Origin of the sequence: Nibricoccus aquaticus, assembly GCF_002310495.1 — a bacterium.
Classification (GTDB): domain Bacteria; phylum Verrucomicrobiota; class Verrucomicrobiia; order Opitutales; family Opitutaceae; genus Nibricoccus; species Nibricoccus aquaticus.
Window position 1 is genome coordinate 2799870 of sequence record NZ_CP023344.1, and the last position, 18994, is coordinate 2818863.

Below are 18994 nucleotides of genomic sequence, written 5' to 3' on the forward strand. Positions count from 1 at the left end.
CCGCGGGCCGTAGCCCGTGTTGCCCACCTCAACTGACTGCAACCACAACCCAAAAACAAAAAGCATATGTCCGCATCATCGATGACAGCACCTCAGCAGGCAGTTCCTTCCCTCACACGCAGAGAAGTTTTGAAACGACTCGGTATCGGCGCCGCCAGTATTGGCGCAGCCACGCTCCTCAACAATCCGCTCATGGCTGCCAGTGGTCCCGGCCAGGATGTGGCCGTGCTTCAGTTTGCCCTTAATCTCGAATACCTCGAAGCGGAGTATTACACGTATGCCGTCTCGGGTGTGGGCATCGAGTCGTTTGGCATCGGTGTGAATGGTTCAGGCACGCCGGGCAGCGTCACAATTAAGCCAAATCCTGCGGTCCCATTCGTGACGCCCGCGTATCAGCAATACGCGGCGGAGATCGCCGCCGACGAACGCGCGCATGTGAAGTTCCTCCGCAATGCCCTCGCAGCCGCAGGCGTCCAGCCAGCCGCGCGTCCAGCGATCAACCTGCGCGAGAGCTTCGCCGCAGCGGCGCAGGCCGCCGGCCTGGGGCCCGGGTTCGATCCGTTCGCGAACGAAGTTAATTTTCTCCTCGGTTCGTTCATCTTCGAGGATGTCGGTGTCACGGCCTACAAGGGGGGGGCTCCATTGATCTCGAACAAAACTTATCTCGAAGCGGCCGCGGGTATCCTCGGCGTCGAGGCTTACCACGCAGGCATCATCCGTACGATTTTGTATTCGCTCGGCGCGGACGCACAGAACGCAGCGCAGGCGATTTCGGATCTCCGCGACGCGGTGGATGGCGCGGACGACCGCGATCAAGGTGTCGTCGAAAACGGCGTGGCCAATCTGGTGCCGACCGATGCCAACGGCATCGCGTTCAGCCGCACGACGCAGCAGATGCTGAACATCGTGTATCTCGGCGGCACGGGTGGAGGCGGTTTTTATCCGGCCGGTCTGAATGGCGCGATCAAGTGATGCATGGAAAAAATCTGAACAAAATCATCCGAATTTTTATCCATGAACTTTTATTCCTCACGGCTTCGCCGTTTGTTCGCAGCGGGCGCAGTGGCAGCCGGTCTCGGCTTCACGGCATCGTCCTCCCACGCTGAGACGCTTTATGGTCTCACATTTTTCGACAATCAGTTGATCAGCGTCGATACAACGACGGGCGCGGGCTCGTTGATCGCTCCATTGAGCGAGTCAGTGTCAGGCTACGGTTTGGCGTTTCGCGGCAGCAGTCTCTACACGTTCGATTCTGTAATGAATCGCGTTCGCGAGATCGACATCATGAACGGTCAGCTCACGAGCTCGATCGATGTCGGATTCAGCAATCTCATCGGCGAAGGAGACATCGCGTTTCGCAGCGACGGGATCGGGTTTCTTTCGTCGGCGCTGAACGCGACGACGTTTGAGCCGACCAACGATCTGTTCAGCTTCGATGTGACGCTCGGCACGTCCACGCGCATCGGTACGACGTCGGTGGTGCTCGATGGGATGGCGTTTAACGGCGGCAACCTTTACGGCATAGGCCAGGAGGGTGACGCAGGACTGTATCTCGTCAATCAGACGACGGCAGAGCTCACATTGATCGGTCTGCTCGGCATCAAGGCCGACAGCCCGTTTGGTGCGCTGGCTTTTGGAGCGGACGGCGCGCTCTACACATCGGTTAATGACCGCTTGTATATGGTCGATGCGATGACAGGCGTGGCGGCGGAGATCGATCCGCTGGTGCTCGATATCGGGTTCTCCAGTGTGAGCGGTCTGGCAGCGATGGCGGGTGCGAGTGGTGCGGTGCCGGAGCCTTCGACCTACGGGTTGATGAGTGCGGGCGCGTGTCTCGTGCTCGTTTATCTCAAGCGTCGGAAACAATCCAAAGCAGCTGCTTAGCTTAACGGTTAGTAAATAGGCTCTTCTTTTCGCGACGGTCTTCCCGACGTCTGCGGAGAGAAGAGTTTTTTGCGTCCCGATGCCAGGCTGTCTCGCGACTGGCACCGGTGATTCGAGGTGCAACGGCGCTGCGAAAGCGCAGGCCCTGCGAGGAGGCGGTCAGGCGACGGCGGGGGCGAGGAGTTTATCCTCCGCGGCGGTGACGGCTTGGATGAAGGCCTCGGGCGTATCGGCGCGCATGAGTGCGTCACGATTGGCCGAGTCTTTCAAAATTTTGCAGAGGGCGCTGACGACGGTGAGGTAGTCGCCAGGATTCGATTTCGGAGTGCCGAGGACGAACATCAGGCGCACAGTCTGATTTCCGTTCTCGAAATGCACTCCTTGGTCGCTGCGGCCGACGGCGAGGACGATCTTATGGACGTGCTCGGTGCGGGCGTGGGGGAGGGCGATCTCGTTGCCGAGGCAGGTGGTGTCGAGACGTTCGCGGGCGAGGAGCTCGTTGTAGAAACCCTGGAAGTTCGTGACTTCGGGATGACCGTCAAGGAGACGCGCGACCTCGTTGAGGGCGACGGTGCGTTTGCCGCTCTGGACGGAGAGCGAGATGCGAGCGGGATCGAGGAGCTTGGACAAACGGCCGGCCATGACGCAAAAATTCAAAACGTGGACACAGGAAGAAGTGTGGAAGGAGACTTCGCCGCCAATTGTTGGCAAGGGCTGAATCGACACTTTTCGGAAAAATCTTTGCTCAAGAAATCGCGAAAACGCGGAAGCGCAAAGTGAGGTGGAGAATTGAGCGATGAACGGGATTGGTTGGACGCAAAAAAGGCGAGCCGGTGAGGGCTCGCCTTTGAAGGAGTGATGATGATCAGATCGATCAGGTCGCGGGCGGGATGGGTGGCGTCGTGCCGGCGGCGGCGGCGTCGAGTTCTTCGGAGGTTTCGACGACACGGGCGATGCTCATCAGCTTGTCGCCTTCGGCGAGGGTGAGGAGTTTCACGCCTTTGCCGCCGCGGTTCACTTCGCGGATCGTGTTCACCGGGCAACGCACGCTCTGGCCTTTGACGGTGAGTAGCATGATTTCGTCGGTGTCTTTCACGCTGAGCGCGCCGACGAGTTTCACTGAGCCATCTTCGGGGAGATCGATGGCCCAGACGCCGCTGCCACCGCGGTTGATGAGGCGGTAATCTTCGAAGCGCGTGCGGACGCCGAGACCGGCTTCGCTGGCGACGAGGAACTTGCTGGTGTGGTCCACGACCTCGATCGCCTGGAGGTAATCGCTGGCGAGTTTGAAGCGCATGCCGGTGACGCCGCCGGTGGCGCGGCCGGTGGCGCGGAAGAGTTCTTCACCGGTCTCGGCGTCGCGTTCGCGGAAGCGGACGGCGAGGCCTTGATGCGAAACGAGGATGAGCTCGTCGTTGCCGGTCGTGATGACTGTGCCGATCACGGTGTCGCCTTCGGAGAGGTTGATGCCGATGATGCCGCCTTCGCGCACGGAGTTCGTGTAGTCGGAAAGCAACGACTTCTTAATGACGCCGCTCTTGGTGGCCATCACGAGGAAAAGGTCGTTGGTGAAATCCTTCACGCAGAGCATCGCGGCGATCTTTTCTCCGTCGGCGAGGCGGAGGAACGAGGCGACGGATTTGCCCTTCGCGGTGCGCGCGCCCTCGGGGACGTCGTACACTTTTTGGGCGAGACATTTGCCCAGCGTGGTTAGCACGAGGAGGTAGTCGTGCGTGCTCGCGGTAAAGAGGCGTTCGACGAAATCGTCTTCGTAGGTCTCGGCGCCGATGACGCCTTTGCCGCCGCGTTTCTGCGAGCGGTATTCAGCGACGGGCGTGCGTTTGATGAAGCCGAGGTGCGAGACGGTGATGACGCAGCCTTCGTTGGGGATGACGTCTTCCATGCGGAAGTCGCCCGCGGCGGCGATGATCTGGGTCTTGCGGTTGTCGCCGTATTTTTCGCGACCGGCGAGGAGCTCGGTCTTGATGACTTCGAGGAGGCGCGCTTCGGATTCGAGGATGAGGCGGAGCTCGGCGATGAGGGTCATCAGCTCGGCGTACTCGGCTTCGATCTTGCCGCGCTCGAGGCCGGTGAGCTGGTAGAGGCGGAGTTCGAGGATGGCGTCGGTCTGGCGCTCGGAGAGCGGGTACTTGGCCATCAACTTCACCTTGGCTTCTTCGCGGTTGGCGGAGGCGCGGATGATTTTGACGAAGTCGTCGAGGTTATCGAGGGCGATGATGTAGCCTTCGAGAATGTGGGCGCGGTCCTCGGCCTGCTTGAGGCGGAACTTCGTGCGGCGGGTGATGACATCGCGGCGGTGCTCGATGTAGCACTCGATGAGTTCCTTGATGTTCATCTGCTTCGGCCGGCTCTTGTCGAGGGCGAGCAGGGTGACGCCGAAGGAAGATTCGAGGGCGGTCTTCTGATAGAGCTGGTTGATGACGACCTTGGCCTGTTCGCCGCGTTTCAGCTCGATGACGACGCGGGTGTTTTCGTCGGACTCGTCGCGGATGTCGCGGATGCCGTCGATCTCCTTTTCGGTCACCAGTTCGGCGATACGGGTGACGAGGGTGGCTCGGTTCACATTATACGGGATCTCCGTGATAATGATCTGCTCCATGCCGGTCTTGGTGTCTTCGGTATGGGCTTTGCCGCGGATGCGGACGATGCCTTTGCCGGTCTTGAGGTATGAGAGGATGCCTTCGCGGCCGGAGATGGTGCCGCCGGTGGGGAAGTCGGGGCCGGTGATGATGCCGCAGAGCTCGTCGACCGTAATGGAAGGGCGGTCGATGATGGCGATGGTGGCATCGATGATCTCGCGCAAGTTGTGCGGCGGGATATTCGTCGTCATGCCGACGGCGATGCCGGTCGAGCCGTTCATCAGGAGGTTCGGAAGAGCGGCGGGGAGGACGGTGGGCTCGGTCGTGGACTCTTTGTAGTTGGCCTTGAAGTCGACGGTGTCCTCGTCGATGTCGGCGAGGAGTTCCTCGGCGATCGAGTTGAGACGGCACTCGGTGTAACGATACGCAGCCGGTGGATCGCCCTCGACGGAGCCGAAGTTGCCCTGCGGATCGATGAGCGGATAACGCATGACCCAGGTCTGCGCCATGCGGACGAGGGTGTCGTACACGGAGGAGTCGCCGTGCGGGTGATAGTTTTTGAGCACTTCACCGACGACACCGGCGCACTTGTCGTAAGCGCGGTTGTGGAGGAGGCCTTCGCGCATCATCGCGTAGAGGATGCGGCGTTGCACGGGCTTCAAGCCGTCGCGGGCGTCGGGGAGGGCGCGCGAGACGATGACCGACATCGAATACTCGATGTAGGCCGACTGCATGATGTCGGTGATGTTGGCGGTGGAGAGTTTCTCGTTTGCCGTGTACATTTAGGAAAAGAAGTGGGGAGCGAGGAGCAGGAGACGGGAGCCGAGGCGTTGAACTCTTCGCGAGAATCAACGTGTAAGGCTCACCAGAAAATCAGACGTCGAGGTACTGGACGTTGAGGGCGTTGTCTTCGATGAATTGGCGGCGGGGGGGGACTTCGTCGCCCATCAGGAGCGTGAACAGGGCGTCGGCTTTGGCGGCGTCGGCGATGTCGACTTTGAGGAGGCGGCGTTTGTCCGGGTCCATCGTGGTTTCGAAGAGCTGCTTCGGGTTCATTTCACCGAGACCTTTGTAGCGCTGGATGCTCAGGCCTTTGCGGCCGAGGTTGCGGATGTGGGTGAGCACATCGAGGGCGGTGAAGAGTTCGGTTTTGTTTTCGGTCTTCAGGCCGACGTTCTCGGTGACGGTGTAACGCGACTCTTCGCTGGCGGCGAAGCGGTCGATCTCCATGCCGGCGGCGGAAATTGCCTTCAAGAGCTTGGTCATCTCGGTGGATTCGAAGATCTCGTGGAGCGTGATGCGCTTGGTCGTGAAGGGCGTCTTGGTGGCGCCGTCGGGCTGTTGATCGGCGACACCGGCGTCGAGGCCGTGGGCGGCGATGAAGGCGGCGCGGGCGGTGTCGTCCTGGAGGAATTCGTGGGACTCTTTGTTGCCTTCGCGGATGCGGGCGATGAAGCGCGGGAGGGTGTGCGACTCTTTGTCGTGGAGATCCAGATACTCGTTGAGCGAGGCGCCGTAGCGGGTGACGCCGGCGCCGAGTTTTTCGAGGGCGGCGAGGGCTTCGACGATCTTGTCGATCTGCGCGGGCTCGTAGTTATGGTTGTCGCTCTTGCGCGTGAGGATCACGTCCTCGGAGCCGAGTTCGAGGAGGATGCGGTTGAGCTGTTCGTCGTTGTCCACGTACTGCTCACGTTTCTTGCGCTTGATCTTATAGAGCGGCGGCTGGGCGATGTAGACGTAGCCGCGCTCGATCAGGCCTTTCATCTGGCGGTAGATGAACGTGAGCAGGAGCGTGCGGATGTGGGAGCCGTCGACGTCGGCGTCGGTCATGATGATGACCTTGTGGTAGCGGGCTTTCGCGGCGTTGAAGCCGCCGACGGCTTCGTCGCCCTCGCCGATGCCGGTGCCGACGGCGGTGATGAGCGTGCGAATTTCCTCGTTGGAAAGCACCTTATCGAGGCGGGCTTTTTCGGTGTTAATCAACTTACCGCGCAGCGGGAGGATCGCTTGGAACATGCGGTCGCGGCCTTGCTTGGCGGAGCCACCGGCGGAGTCGCCCTCGACGATGTAGAGTTCGGTCTTGGCGGGATCGCGTTCGGAGCAGTCGGCGAGTTTGCCGGGGAGGCCGCCGCCGGAGAGCGCGCCCTTGCGGACGGTTTCGCGGGCTTTGCGGGCGGCTTCACGGGCGCGGGCGGCGTTGAGCCCTTTATCGACGATGCGTTTGCCCATCGTGGGGTTGGTCTCGAAGTACATCATCAGGCCTTCGTAGGACGAGGAGCCGACGACGCTTTCGACCTCGGGCGAGAGGAGTTTCACCTTCGTTTGCGATTCGAATTTCGGATCGCTGTGCTTGATCGAGATGACGGCGGCGAGGCCTTCGCGAACGTCGTCACCGGTGATCTGCGGATCTTTGTCCTTCAGGAGATTGTTGCCCTTCGCGAACTGGTTGATCGCGCGGGTGAGAGCGCTGCGGAAACCGGAGAGGTGCGTGCCGCCGTCGGGATTGTGAATCGTGTTGGTGTAGCAGAGGACCTGGTCGTTGTAGGTGTCGTTGTACTGGAGGACGACCTCGACGTGGATCTCGGCGGACTTCTCGTCGATCTTGAGCTGCGTCTCTTTAACCATGCGAATGGGTTTCGGATGGATCGCGTTTTTGCCCTGGTTGAGCTGCTTCACGAACTCTTCGACGCCGTCCTTGTAGAAGTAGCGCTCGGGCTTGATCTCGGCGGGGCGCTCGTCGGTGAAGGTTATTTCGAGGCCGGAGTTGAGGAAGGCGAGTTCGCGCAGGCGCTGGGCGATGCGGGCGGAGACGAAGACGGTGGTCTCTTTGAAGATCTCGGCGTCGGGTTTGAAGGTGATGTAGGTGCCGGTGTTCTTGGTCTGGCCGATGACGGAGAGTTTTTTAACGACCTTGCCCTGCTCGAAGCGCATGTGGTGGACCTGGCCGCCGCGGGAGATCTCGACTTCGAACCATTCGGAGACGGCGTTGACGCACTTTGCGCCGACGCCGTGGGTGCCGCCGGAGAACTTGTAGCCGCCTTGTCCATACTTGCCGCCGGAGTGCAGCGTGGTGAGGACGAGTTCGACGCCGGGGAGGCCGGAGTCTTTGTTGATGTCGACGGGAATGCCGCGGCCGTTGTCGCGGATGGAGATCGAGCCATCGACGTGGATGTTGACCTCGATCTTCGAGCAATGGCCCGCGAGATGTTCGTCGACGGAGTTGTCGAGGACCTCGGAAACGCAGTGGTGGAGGGCGCGTTCGTCGGTGCCGCCGATGTACATGCCGGGCTTTTTGCGGACGGCCTCGAGGCCCTTGAGCTGACTCAATTGGGAGGCGTCGTAGGTGTGGGTGATGGCCGGATTCTGAGCGGGGCTTTGCGGGTCGGTCTGGTCGGACATGTATAGGTAGGAACGTTGTCTAAATTAAAGGGGAAATTGCATCGAAAATTGGAGGATGCAGCAATGGGTTTTTTGTGGGCAAACGGCTTATTTTTTGGGCGCGTCTGGCAGGCGCGCGAAAAGCCGGTTTTACGAGGGAAAAAGAATCGGCCGGCCCCTTGGAGAGAGGCCGGCCGGAGAATGACGGGGAGGGTGGCAGGCGGGCTGTTTCCGGAGCTGGGCGCGGAGCTTGGGATTTTCGTCCAAGTTTGTTTTCCCGGAAGCGGGCCAGCGGTCGGCTACTTTGGCATAAAAAAGCCGTCGGCAATGAGCACGAGCTGGCGGTTGCCGTCGTTGAGCAGTGCGCCGTTGATCCACGTGATCGTTTTTGGAAATCCGGGAGTGACGACGTTTTTGTCCCCCTCCTGAACCCGTCGCGTCCCCATATAAGTATGGGTCATCATCCAGTGTTCCTGACAGCCGAACTGGATCACCAGCTCCACCTTTTGAATCCGCCATGCGTCGAGGAAGAAGTTCGGGGTGTAGTTGATTTCCACCCGCACTCCGTGTTGCTGGAAGGTCTCGATCGTGACGGTGCTGCCGTCGGCGTAACTGGTCTTGGGGCCCGGGGTGAGGAAGGCGTATTCGTACACGGAGTTGGCGGCCAGCTCCTGGTTTTTCACCACGGCTTCCGGTCCCAGTTTGGTCAGCTTGAGCGGATTCAAATCCTTAACCCCGGCGGGAATCGGGTCGTTGAGGCCGCCGTTGCGGTAGAAAGTCATTTTAACCTCGGAGGGCGCTTCCTTGCTATCGATGCCGGTGTAGATTCGCAGGAGCGCACCCGTGATCACGGTGGGGCTGGTGCGGGCAAGGACCGGCACGTCATCCTCGATTTTCGCGGGATCGCCGGATTCATCCGTGGTGCCAGATGAGGGTTTCGGCGCCGGGGTGGCGGGCGCGATTGGGACTACGGGGGAGAGTTCTTTGCCGGTTACCAGCGGTGAGCCGGTGGCCGGTGGACGGCTGATCGGTGGCAAACCGCCCACCACTGCCGGGGTCTTCGCGGACGGCGGCAGTTCGATCGAGGGCGCGGTCTTGGCGGCGGTTCCGGCCGGCTGGGCTTGCGCGGCCAATCCTGTGGCCGCGAAGAGTGTTTGAAATGCGGGAGCGAGTTCGCTCTCGGCCAGTTTCTCGAACGTGAAGCCGACATAGATCATGCGGCCCTTGCCGTAGGGGAAGGCGGTGGCCACGGGCACGGGCGCATATCCGGGTTTGGGGGTTGTGAGCTGGGTGGTGTAGACGACGGCGGCACCATCGGGGTTGACCACGCTGAATTGCGATTCGACGCCGGAGCCGCCCTCGACGTGGAACTCCGTACCTGTCGCGGAGACGACCGTGCCGGGGTTGAACCGCTGGGCCAGTCCGTTCGCGCCGCGCACGCCCATCACCTCGGAAAGGAACGGCCAGCTCGATTCGTCCCAGGTGCTGTAGGTGTCGAGCACCTTGCTCACATAGCCGGGTGAAATGAGCACGACGGTACCGCCTTTTTGCTCCAGGTAGCTGCGGACCGTTTTCTCGTCGTTCACGCCGAGGACGGCGGAGTTGTCCGCATTCCCGCCGTAGGAAGCGCCGGTGTACCAGATGACCAGTGAGAAGGGCAGCAGCCGCGCCAGCTCGGGGCCCTGTGCATACGAGCGGACGTGTTCAATCTCGACGGCGGCCGTGTCTTTGCCGACGAGTGACGTCGCCAGCCGGCGGAAGATGACGTCGGAGGCCGACTCGCGCTCGTCGCCGGGCGTGAAATTATTTTCCGACATATCGTCGTCGACCAGCAAGACTCGGAGTGGCCCCGCCGCTGCTGGAGGCGGCAAACTGGCGAGAGCGGGCGAGGGTTTGCGCGCGGTTTTAGGCGCGGATGTTTTGACGTTGGCGGAAGGAGCGGCTGCGCCGAAAACGGCGACCGGCAGGATAACGAGTAAGAACCCAAGCGGAATAATCGCCGCGAACGGCCGACGAACGGGTTGAGGCCCGAAGTTGGGAAGCGTCATGACGGGTAGCTTGAGAGGCGGCGCGTAATGCGCGCAAGCGCTCGATCGCCACACGCCGCCCAAATCGAGCGGGATGCCCGGCGTGCTACCTGCGGAGCGGGGCGCGGGGTTTGAAGTTGTCGCTCAGGGTCTTCTTCGCGAAGGCGGTCCAGCGGGCGGATTGTTTCGCGTCGGGAGCGATGCCGGGTGCGCCGTCGGTGTAGAGTTTCGCAAGGAATTCGGCGGCGGCGGGTTCGCCGAGTTCGGCGGCGTAGGTCAGCCAGCGGAGCGCGGCGGTGGGGTCAGGCTGCGCGGCGGGGAGGTCCAAGGCGTAGAGGCCGACGTGGTAGGCCGCGAAGGCGTCGCCGTACTCGGCGTCGATCTGGAGTTGTTTTAGCGCGAGCGCGTGAACACGGCGGGCGAGCGTGGGATCGGGCTCGAGGCCGTTGCGGCCGGTGGCGAGGATCTGGGCGGCGGTGAAGGCGGCTTCGCGGCTGCCGGCGGCGGCGGCTTTGGCGAGCGCGAGCAAGCCTGACGCGGGATTCTCTTTGAGGCGCTCATAGGCGTCGTCGTTGAGGGACTGGAATGACTCGCGTTGGGCGTCGGTGATTCGGGCGGCTTTGGCGATGTTTTGGTCGGCTGCGGCGAGAATGGTTTCCAGCTCGGCACGCACAGGAGCCAGTGGCGCGGAGTCTGCGGGTGTTCGTCGGGGCGAGGCGGGGAGGTGCTCCAGGTTTTCGATGGCTTCGACGAAAACGGACCAGTGGCGGGCGGCGGTTTTATCGACAGGTGCGGTGAGGGCGCGGTCGCGGAGAGCGGTGGCAGCGGTGAGTTCGCCGAGTTCGGCGGCGTAGCGGAGCCAGGTGAGGCTGGCGGCGTGATCGGGGGCGACGCCTCGACCGTCGCGGTAGCTGTTCGCGATTTGTTCGGCGGCGGCGGAATCGCCGACCTCGGCGTCGGCCATAGTCATCTTGAATGCGACCGCGGTCAGCTGGTCGGCGAGGGCCGCGGAGCGCGGGAGATCGCCGCTGCCTTGGCGGATGTGGCTGGCGAGCATTTCGAGGGCGCTGCGTTCGCCGTAGCCGGCGGCTTTGATGAAAAGCTGGAGCGCGCCGAGGCCATCGGATGCGACAAGCTCTTCGGCGGCAGCCCGGTCGCGGGAGGCTCGGTCGAGGAGTTCGGTGTGGCGGGGGTCTTGTTGGTTGATGCCCGGCCATTCGGAAAGCGTGGCGATGACGGCATCGAGCTGGGGTTGAACGGCGCGGATGAGTTCGTCGTCGAGGAGGCGCTGCTGGCGGTCCATCTCCCACTGCAGGGCGGGATAAAACCAGGCGAAGGCGCGGGAGGTGTCTTCAGAACTCAGGGTGTGGCTGAGTGATTCCCACTCAGCAGAAAATTCCGGCGTGGCCCAGTCCGCGAGGCTGGCGTCGAGTTCGGCGATCAACGCGGGGGATAGATTCCACGAAGGCGGGCGGTCGGCTTCGCGTGACAGGGAATTTTCGATACGTTGCGCGGTCTTCAGCCGGGCGGCCAGGACGCTGCCAGCGGCGACGGCGTCGGTGAGTGCGGGCTCGAAGTCTTCGCCGCGCAGGCGGACTTCGACGAGGCGGGCGGTGAGGGCGCGGGGGATTTTGGCGGCAACGTCGCGGGCACGTCGGGCGGCGCTGAGTTGTTTTAGTTTTTCGATGGATGGTGAGGCGTTCGGCAGCTCGGCGGCGATCATGACGGGAGCGAAGGCGTCGCCGAGGCGCATGGCTTCGAGGAGTCGTTGGCGGCGGACTGCGGTGGGCGTGCCGGCAGCGAAGGCTTCGTTGTAGAGCGCGGCGGCTTTGGTGAGGTCGAAGGACGCGTCGTTGACCGCGAACGTGCTGGGGAAAATCGGGTTTCCGGCAGCGAAGAGGACGAGATCGTTCCGCGCGTCCGCCCACTGCTCGCTGGCTTTGATGGAGGCGAGGAGAGCGGGCACGGCGTCGGGTTTCGGAGCGTTGGCGTCGCGTCGGGCACGGGCGGCAAGGGCGCGGACGTGTGCGGCGTTTTTCGCGGCCTCGGCCTCGCTGCGGAGTTGGGAGATGGTCTTGGGGCTGTCGGCGTCGACGAAGGCGAGTGCCACGAGGCGGGCGTGTTCGCGCGCGGCGTTTTGGTAGAGGGCAACCTCGTCGAGCAAAGGCGGCGTCCAACGGCGGGGCGATGCGGCTTGGAGAGCCAGGCCCTCGATGGCGAGGCGAGCGCGGGCGCCGAGGAGGTCGTCGCGGGAGGACCAGCGCGTGAGCGCGGCGAGAGTGCGGGCGGCGTCGGGTTCGTCATCCCACGAGAGTCGGAACGCGCCGAGTTCATCGATGCCGAGCAGGTGAAAGCGGTGGAGCGCGGCGAGGCCGGCCACGCCGTCGATGCCGGCCTGGCCGGCTTTTTCGAGGATGTGGTCGAAGGCGGAGTAGTTAAAGTTCTGAGCGGGCGTGAGCGGGACGGCGCGATTCGCGATCGCCTCGACGTAGAGCGTCATCGCCTCGGTGCGCAGCGGTTCGGAGACGTAGGGAAGCAGGTCATCGAAGTTTTCGAACTCCTCCATCGGCAGCTCGCGGATGAGGGTGGGGATGTGGGCGCGTTGTTTTTCGACGATCGAAAGGGAGATCGGGCTGACGTATTTGAGAATCGGATCGTGAGCGGCCGGGCTCATGTTCACGAAACCCGCAAAATAGACGCGGGCCCAGAAAGCGCCGCGGGTGATGAGTCGGAGCGCGAGCTTTTGGTCGGCGGGCGAATCGGAGTTGTTGAGGAACCGGGCGAAGTACCATTTCGCGAGGTCGGTTTTCGAAGCGGCGGCCTCCAGGTCCTGGCGGGCGGCGACGACATCCACCTCGAAGCCGGCGGCTTTGACGGCGTCGGGCTGGGTGAGCTGGAGGTAGGCGAAGAGAGCGCGGGTCTCGGGATGGCGCTGGCCGGCCTTTTTCGCGGCGGGGCCGTTGGGGTCGAGCAGCCGGAGGGCACCCGGAATATTTTGAGGCGTACCCACGCCCTCCATCAGGAGCATGGCGGCTTGGTTGGCGGCCCATTCGTTCTGGGTCTCGTTGTGATGGCGGAGAAACCAGAGGAGGGACTCGGTCGGAGACGAGAAAATGGGCGGCGACACTTCCGCCGCGTAGCCGTTGTGGGAGGCGCGGACGCGGGCCCAGTTGGCGGCTTCCCGGCGGGCGATTTCCGCGGCTTCACGTTCGCGCTGGGCGCGGCGGGCGGCGGCGGCGGCATCGCGCTGGCGGCGTTCTTCGCGGGCGGCGGCGGCTTGCTCGCGGTCGATGCGGTCGAAGTATTGCTGGCGGGTTTCGTTGGGATGATCGCGGCGCCACTCGGCATCGAGGCGGGCTTGTTCGGCGCGGGCGGAGGCTTCGCGTTCGCGGCGGGAGCGGATCTCTTGTTCCCACGGGGAAGGGCCGCTGGGCGGACCGGAGCGCGTGGGGGAGTTGCGTTGTTTGCGCAGGGAATCGATGAGCTGGTCGGTGTCGCGCTCGAGGCGTCGCTGGAGTTCGCGCGGCGACATGCTGTCGTAGCGTTGGGCGAAAAGCGGGAGGGCTAGCAACGCGGCGGTGAGAATGAGGCGGGGGTAAAGTGCGCGGCGGGGCGACGGGAGACGCATTGGCCGACGCTGGAGGTGGGCGACGGGGAGGTGAAGCGCGAAGACGCAAAGACGCTAAGGTCGGAGCGAAGGAAGGATGTGGGCAGATGAGGGCCGGGTGCTTTTTCGTAACGGCTTCGATTCAGAGCGGCATTACGCTTACCGGGAACGTCGCTGGGAAGTTGTCACGATGTTCGCCTTGGTAAGATATGACGACGCGGTCCGTTATTTCGACGTGCTCTTTCATAGAGCGCAGAAAAATTCTTGCGAACTCAGCGGGCGACGGCGGAAGTAAAATTGAATCCGGCCCCGGTCCGCTGTCACGACGGATTTGTATCGGTGCTTTGTGTACGTCACCTTCCCCAATGCTCTTATCATGAAAAAAATACTCTCCCTTTCACTGGTGCTTTTGGGATGCGGCATTGGATTCGCGAGTGATTTTCATGTTTCGCCAAATGGCGATGATCGTAATCCGGGCACGCTTTCCAAGCCACTGCGCACGATTGAGGCCGCTCGTGATGCGGTGCGGACGGAGTTGAAAAACGCGGACGGAAGTCAGCGTCAGCCGGTCACGGTGTGGCTACACGCTGGCACTTACCCACTGGCGCGTACGTTTGAACTTACGCGAGAAGACAGTGGTACAGCAAAGGCGCGCGTGACTTATGTGGCCTACGAGCAGGAGGAGGTTCGTCTCTCTGGAGGCGTCACTTTGCCGGCCCAGGCGTTCACGCCGGTCAATCATAAGGATGCGCTGCGGCGCCTGCCTGCCGAATCTCGTGCGCATGTTTTCCAAGCTAATTTGCGAGCGGTGGGCGTGACTGACTTTGGACAACACCGACAGTTTGGACATGGACTTCCGGTAGTGACCGCACCGATGGAATTATTCTGGAATGCTGCGGCACTACCGCTGGCGCGTTATCCCAATGCCGGTGCCATTGAGCTCGGTACAATCATCGATCCCGGTTCGATGCCGCGCTCGGGTGATTATAGCAATCGGGGTGGACGTTTTCGTTACACCGATGCCCGCCACGAGCGTTGGGTGGGAGTCTCTGATGTGTGGCTGCAGGGTTACTTCAACCACGGTTATGCGGACGACAAGATCCGGATCGCGTCCATTGATCTCGCACTGAAGGAAGTGACGCTCGCGACGCCTCACATGTATTCCCTGGCGACCGGGAATAACTTCAACCAGTACGTGGCGCTCAATCTTTTGGAGGAGCTTGATCAGCCTGGCGAGTGGTACGTCGATACCGAGTCCGGGCTGCTTTTCATCTGGCCACCCGATGATCTCGCGAAAGCGCGGGTAACGGTCTCCCTGCTCAATCAGCCGCTCGTTGCGCTCGATGACGTATCGTTTTGTACGCTGCGGGGGTTGATCATCGAGCACGGCCGTGGGTTGGGTGTTTCCGTCGAAGGAGGAGAAAGCAATGAGCTCACCGATTGCGTTGTGCGTAATGTCGGCACGGTGGGCGTGATGTTGGGTCAGGGTGCGCGCCAGACGTTTCCCCACATCACGGCGGATGGCTATGAAGGCGTGCCGTCATCCCGGGAGGTGGGGAGTTTTCATTCCCACATTTATCTCAATACCGTGTGGGAGCGAAACGCGGGGAGAAATCATGTCATCGCCGGCTGCGAAATTTATAACACGGGCTCGGGTGGGATTATCCTCGGTGGCGGCAGCAAGAAAACCCTCACACCTGGCAACAATGTTGTGACGGACTGCCGTATCCACGATTTCAATCGCCGCAACAAAATGAGCGCCTCAGGTGTGATTGTGGATGGTTGCGGCAATCGGGTCGTGCATAACGAAATCTTTAACGCGGATCTGCAGGGGATCTATGTCCGCGGCAACGAGCATGTCTTTGAGTTTAATCACATCCATCACGTTGCTCAAAATTCCAACGATGCCTCTGCGTGGTATCTTGGTCGCGATCCCTCTGACCGGGGGAATGTCGTGCGTTGGAATTTTTTCCACGATGTCGGCCGGCCCGATCGCAAGTGGACGATGGGGGTTTATTGCGACGATGCCACGGCGGACGTTCTCGTTGAAGGTAATGTCTTCTATCGAGCGGCTTCGTTCGGCAGCGTGTACACCAACGGCGGCCAGGATATCGTCGTCCGCAACAACCTCTTCATCGAAGGCTACGGTCCGGCATATCAGCTGAAATCCATGTGGTACGATTTCGCGCTTGAGAGCATCCCGTACTATTTCGGCGAGAAAGGACTGTATACTCGCCGCCTCACGCGCGATGTGGACATCAAGCAGCCGCCGTACAGCGACCGGTATCCGCTGCTTAAAAACTGGCTCGATCTGATGCCGGATGGGAAAACTTACTACGGCATGCGCCCGGCGCGAAACGTGTTCGATCGGAATGTTCTCGTGAAGTATGAGGAGACTTTCCGCATGGTGGGAAAATATGCGGCAACGGAGTTCGGGGATAATTTTATCACCCAAAAGGACCCTGGATTCGTGGACGCGGCGAAGTTGAATTTCAGATTGAAAGACGACTCGGTGGTTTATCAGGCATTGCCTGGGTTCAAGCGGATCCCGTTCGAAAAAATCGGTCCCAGGCCACGAGCGGAACGTGACTGATACTCTCGGACGGTGAGAGCTCGGATAACTCTCCAGGCCGATTCCTCAGGTGCCAATCAATCGAGGCGGGAGCCGTTGAGGATGGATTCGATGTGGGCGGGAGAGAGGCCGGAGAGGCGGACGGCTTGGGCGTCGATTTTTTTGGCGCGGTAGCTTTCGGCGATCAGGGCGTCGCGGGCTTCTTCGCGAAGTGCGGGATCGCGGATGAGGTCGGCCCAGGTGGCGGCGGAGTCGAAGGATTGTTTGGCGATGAGGTGGAGCGCGATGTGGCGGGCGGCGGAGTCGTAGAAGGGAGTGTCGTCGTGTTGGGCGAGCCAGGTGGCGGCGTCGGTCGGGGCAGTGGCGACCCAGCGGGCGAGGAGTTCGTTAAGAGCGGAAAGTTGCTCGGTGGTTTTGGCTTCTTCGGCGAGGAGGTCGGCGTAGCCCTCGAAGGCGCGTGAGCGGGTGGCGGTTGAGGTGAGCGTGGAGGGCTGGGAGTTGGGGGGCGGAGATGGTGTGAGTGCGGAAGCGAGAGGCGTCGTTGGGGATTGGAGATGCGTGGGGCTGGAGATGGGAGTTTCGGAATAGGACTTATAGGTCCTATGGGTCTCATGGGACTTATGGGTGGCGGAAGATGAGGTAGGGCGAGGCCAGAGGTAGATGTTTGCGGCGAGAGATGCCGCTAGGAGGAGCCAGGGGAGAGTCGTGCGGAGCGCGGGCATGTGGCGGTGTGCGGATTTTTTAACCGCGGAGAGCGCGGAGGACGCAGAGTACGGAAAGAGGCAGTTGATTGAACCACAGAGGCACAGAGGGCACTGAGGTCGGAAATCGGAGTGAGCGGAACGGAGGTAGGTTTTGTTTGAAGGTTTGGCTCTGTGTTCTCTGTGCCTCTGTGGTTAAAATCTCAGGCTTTGGCTGGTTGAGAGACGAGTGCGAGAGCAGGCGTGGGTTCGGCAGATACGTTGTTAGAGGCGTCTTCCAAGCCGTCGAAGCGGAGGAGGCGGGCGCTGTTGAAGATGACGAAGAAGGCGGAGAATTCGTGGAAGAAGGCCGCGGCGACGGGCGTGATGAAACCGAGCGCGGAGAGCGTCACGGCTAGGATGATGAAGGCGAAACCGCAGAGGAGGTTTTGGTTGATGGTGCCGACTGTGCGGTGGGAGAGCTCGATCAGGTCGGCGATGCGGCGGAGGTCGTTGTTCATGAGGGCGACGTCGGCGGTGGCGATGGCGACGTCGTTGCCGAGCGCGCCCATGGCGACACCGACGTGACCGGCGGCGAGGGCGGGGGCGTCGTTGAGGCCGTCGCCGACGACCATCACGCGGGCGCCGGAGGCTTTGAGGGCTTCGATGCGGCGAGCTTTGTCTTCGGGGAGACACTCGGCCTGGAAGTCGGTGAGGCCGAGGCGGGCGGCGATGGTGGCGGCGACGGGCTGGCGGTCTCCGGTGAGGAGTATGAATTTTTCGATGCCGACGGTGCGGAGGCGGGCGAGGGCTTCGGGGGCTTCGGCGCGGAGGCGGTCGGCGAGGCCGATGGTGGCGACGTGGACGCCGTCGATCACGACTGCGACCAAGCTGAAGCGGTCGGCATTTTCGGGAGCTGGCGCGAGGACGATGCCGGAGTCGGAGAGCCAGCGGGGGCGGCCGACGTGAATTTTTTGAGAGCCGAGTTGGGCAGTGATGCCGAGGCCGGAGTGTTCCTGGAGGTTGGTTGGGGAGTTGAGAGCTGAGAGTTGAGAGTTGAGTGATGGAGTCTCGGCGGCGCGTTGGATGGCTTTGGCGACGGGGTGGTTGGAGTGGCGCTCGAGGGCGGCGGCATAGGCGAGGGCTTCGGCGCGGGAGGTGTCGGCGTGGAGCCAGACGTTTTCTACGTGCAAGACGCCTTCGGTGAGGGTGCCGGTTTTGTCGAAGACGACGGTGTCGATGCGGCGGCCTTCTTCGAAGTGTTTCGCGCCTTTGACGAGGAGGCCGAGGCGGGAGGCGCAGGCGATGGCGGTGACAAGCGCGCTGGGGCTCGCGAGGACGAAGGCGCAGGGGATGCTGACGATGAGGACGGAGATGGCGCGGTTGATGTCCTGCGTGAAAAAGAAAACGGAGGCGGCGATGAGGAGGACGAGGGGTGTGTAGTAGCGCGCGTAGTCCTCGGCCATGCGAATGATGGGGGCTTCGGTTTCTTTGGCTTCTTCCAGGATGCGCGTGACACGGGCCATGACGGTGTCGTCGCCGGTTTCGAGGACGGTCGCTTCGAGAAGACCGTTGAGGTTGGTGGTGCCGGCGAAGATGCGGTCACCCGGACGGACTTCGGCTGGGAGGGATTCGCCGGTGATGGCGCTTTGGTTGATGAGGGATTCGCCGGAGTCGATGCGGGCGTCGGCCGGGACGGCATCGCCGGGGCGGATACGGATGCGGTCGTTCGCACGAAGCGCGCGTGAATCGACGAGTTCCTCGTCTATGGGTTGAGAGTTGAGCGTTGAGAGTTGAGAGACGGAAAGGATGCGGCGGGCGCGGACTTGGGAGAGTTCACGAAGGCGGTTGAGGGCGTACTCGACGCCGATGACGGTGCGTTCTTCGAGCATCTGGCCGAGGACGAGGACGACGGCGACGATGCCGCCGGTGATGTACTGGCCGGTCGCAAGGCAGGCACCGATGGCGATGACGACGTACTGGTCCATGTAGAACTGCGTGGCGGCGAAACCGGTCGCGCGCATGGCCGTGAAGGTTTGTTTCACGATGGGCGTGGCGACGATGATGAGGCCAATGAGTGCGAGCAGGCTGCCGATGGTGTCCTGTCCGGGGCGCAGCCAGGGAGCGGCGGCGCCGGCGAGGAGGAAGGCGGCGGCGATGAAGAGGACGCGGAGGCGGCCGAGCATCTCGGGTGGAAGTGGCGTGGCGGAAGCGGACATGACGGGAGTGGCGGGAGTCCTAAGCGG

Annotated in this window: 10 protein-coding genes; 3 read left to right on the forward strand and 7 right to left on the reverse strand. The window is 62.2% G+C overall.

Translation table 11 applies throughout. The features are described 5' to 3' along the window. Positions 1–66 precede the first annotated feature (66 nt). Both CMV30_RS11260 and CMV30_RS11265 read left to right on the forward strand, forming a co-directional pair. The gene (locus CMV30_RS11260) at positions 67–972 is read left to right on the forward strand and encodes a ferritin-like domain-containing protein (protein WP_096056116.1); all 906 of its coding nucleotides are present in this window, start codon (positions 67–69) and stop codon (positions 970–972) included. Positions 973–1014: 42 nt separating this feature from the next. After that, positions 1015–1884, forward strand: a complete 870-nt coding sequence (locus CMV30_RS11265; RefSeq protein WP_096056117.1) for a PEP-CTERM sorting domain-containing protein — start codon at positions 1015–1017, stop codon at positions 1882–1884. A gap of 159 nt (positions 1885–2043) precedes the next feature. Here CMV30_RS11265 and CMV30_RS11270 read toward each other — a convergent pair whose 3' ends face one another. The 5 genes from CMV30_RS11270 to CMV30_RS11290 all read right to left on the reverse strand — a co-directional run bounded on the left by CMV30_RS11270 (position 2044) and on the right by CMV30_RS11290 (position 13517). After that, on the reverse strand, positions 2044–2526 hold the full coding sequence (locus CMV30_RS11270) for a PTS sugar transporter subunit IIA (RefSeq protein ID WP_096056118.1): 483 nt from the start codon (positions 2524–2526) through the stop codon (positions 2044–2046). A gap of 232 nt (positions 2527–2758) precedes the next feature. After that, a complete protein-coding gene (gyrA, locus tag CMV30_RS11275) occupies positions 2759–5266 on the reverse strand; it encodes a DNA gyrase subunit A (protein WP_096056119.1) in 2508 nt (835 codons plus the stop codon). Between the two features lie 91 nt (positions 5267–5357). Then, positions 5358–7883: a DNA topoisomerase (ATP-hydrolyzing) subunit B gene (gyrB, locus tag CMV30_RS11280; RefSeq protein ID WP_096056120.1), complete on the reverse strand. Its 2526-nt coding sequence runs from the start codon at positions 7881–7883 to the stop codon at positions 5358–5360. Between the two features lie 278 nt (positions 7884–8161). Continuing rightward, on the reverse strand, positions 8162–9910 hold the full coding sequence (locus CMV30_RS11285; RefSeq protein WP_138223253.1) for a hypothetical protein: 1749 nt from the start codon (positions 9908–9910) through the stop codon (positions 8162–8164). A gap of 85 nt (positions 9911–9995) precedes the next feature. After that, positions 9996–13517 carry a tetratricopeptide repeat protein gene (locus CMV30_RS11290; RefSeq protein ID WP_096056122.1) on the reverse strand — a complete coding sequence of 1174 codons (3522 nt, stop codon included), beginning with the start codon at positions 13515–13517 and terminating at the stop codon, positions 9996–9998. A gap of 355 nt (positions 13518–13872) precedes the next feature. On the opposite strand from CMV30_RS11290, the gene CMV30_RS11295 reads away from it, so the two are divergent. Beyond that, positions 13873–16089, forward strand: a complete 2217-nt coding sequence (locus CMV30_RS11295) for a right-handed parallel beta-helix repeat-containing protein (RefSeq protein WP_138223254.1) — start codon at positions 13873–13875, stop codon at positions 16087–16089. A gap of 56 nt (positions 16090–16145) precedes the next feature. Here CMV30_RS11295 and CMV30_RS11300 read toward each other — a convergent pair whose 3' ends face one another. Together CMV30_RS11300 and CMV30_RS11305 are read right to left on the reverse strand one after the other, a co-directional pair. Further along, positions 16146–16790: a hypothetical protein gene (locus CMV30_RS11300; protein WP_096056124.1), complete on the reverse strand. Its 645-nt coding sequence runs from the start codon at positions 16788–16790 to the stop codon at positions 16146–16148. 182 nt (positions 16791–16972) lie between these two features. After that, entirely contained in the window at positions 16973–18967 is a 1995-nt protein-coding gene (locus tag CMV30_RS11305) for a heavy metal translocating P-type ATPase (RefSeq protein WP_096056125.1), read from the reverse strand. Between the last annotated feature and the right edge of the window lie 27 nt (positions 18968–18994).

What these genes read in the sequence shown, in the direction of transcription:
- gyrB (WP_096056120.1), bottom strand. Translation starts at nt 7,883, where the DNA reads ATGTCCGACCAGACCGACCCGCAAAGCCCCGCTCAGAATCCGGCCATC.
- CMV30_RS11260 (WP_096056116.1), top strand. Translation starts at nt 67, where the DNA reads ATGTCCGCATCATCGATGACAGCACCTCAGCAGGCAGTTCCTTCCCTC.
- CMV30_RS11285 (WP_138223253.1), bottom strand. Translation starts at nt 9,910, where the DNA reads ATGACGCTTCCCAACTTCGGGCCTCAACCCGTTCGTCGGCCGTTCGCG.
- gyrA (WP_096056119.1), bottom strand. Translation starts at nt 5,266, where the DNA reads ATGTACACGGCAAACGAGAAACTCTCCACCGCCAACATCACCGACATC.
- CMV30_RS11265 (WP_096056117.1), top strand. Translation starts at nt 1,015, where the DNA reads ATGAACTTTTATTCCTCACGGCTTCGCCGTTTGTTCGCAGCGGGCGCA.
- CMV30_RS11290 (WP_096056122.1), bottom strand. Translation starts at nt 13,517, where the DNA reads ATGCGTCTCCCGTCGCCCCGCCGCGCACTTTACCCCCGCCTCATTCTC.
- CMV30_RS11305 (WP_096056125.1), bottom strand. Translation starts at nt 18,967, where the DNA reads ATGTCCGCTTCCGCCACGCCACTTCCACCCGAGATGCTCGGCCGCCTC.
- CMV30_RS11295 (WP_138223254.1), top strand. Translation starts at nt 13,873, where the DNA reads ATGAAAAAAATACTCTCCCTTTCACTGGTGCTTTTGGGATGCGGCATT.
- CMV30_RS11300 (WP_096056124.1), bottom strand. Translation starts at nt 16,790, where the DNA reads ATGCCCGCGCTCCGCACGACTCTCCCCTGGCTCCTCCTAGCGGCATCT.
- CMV30_RS11270 (WP_096056118.1), bottom strand. Translation starts at nt 2,526, where the DNA reads ATGGCCGGCCGTTTGTCCAAGCTCCTCGATCCCGCTCGCATCTCGCTC.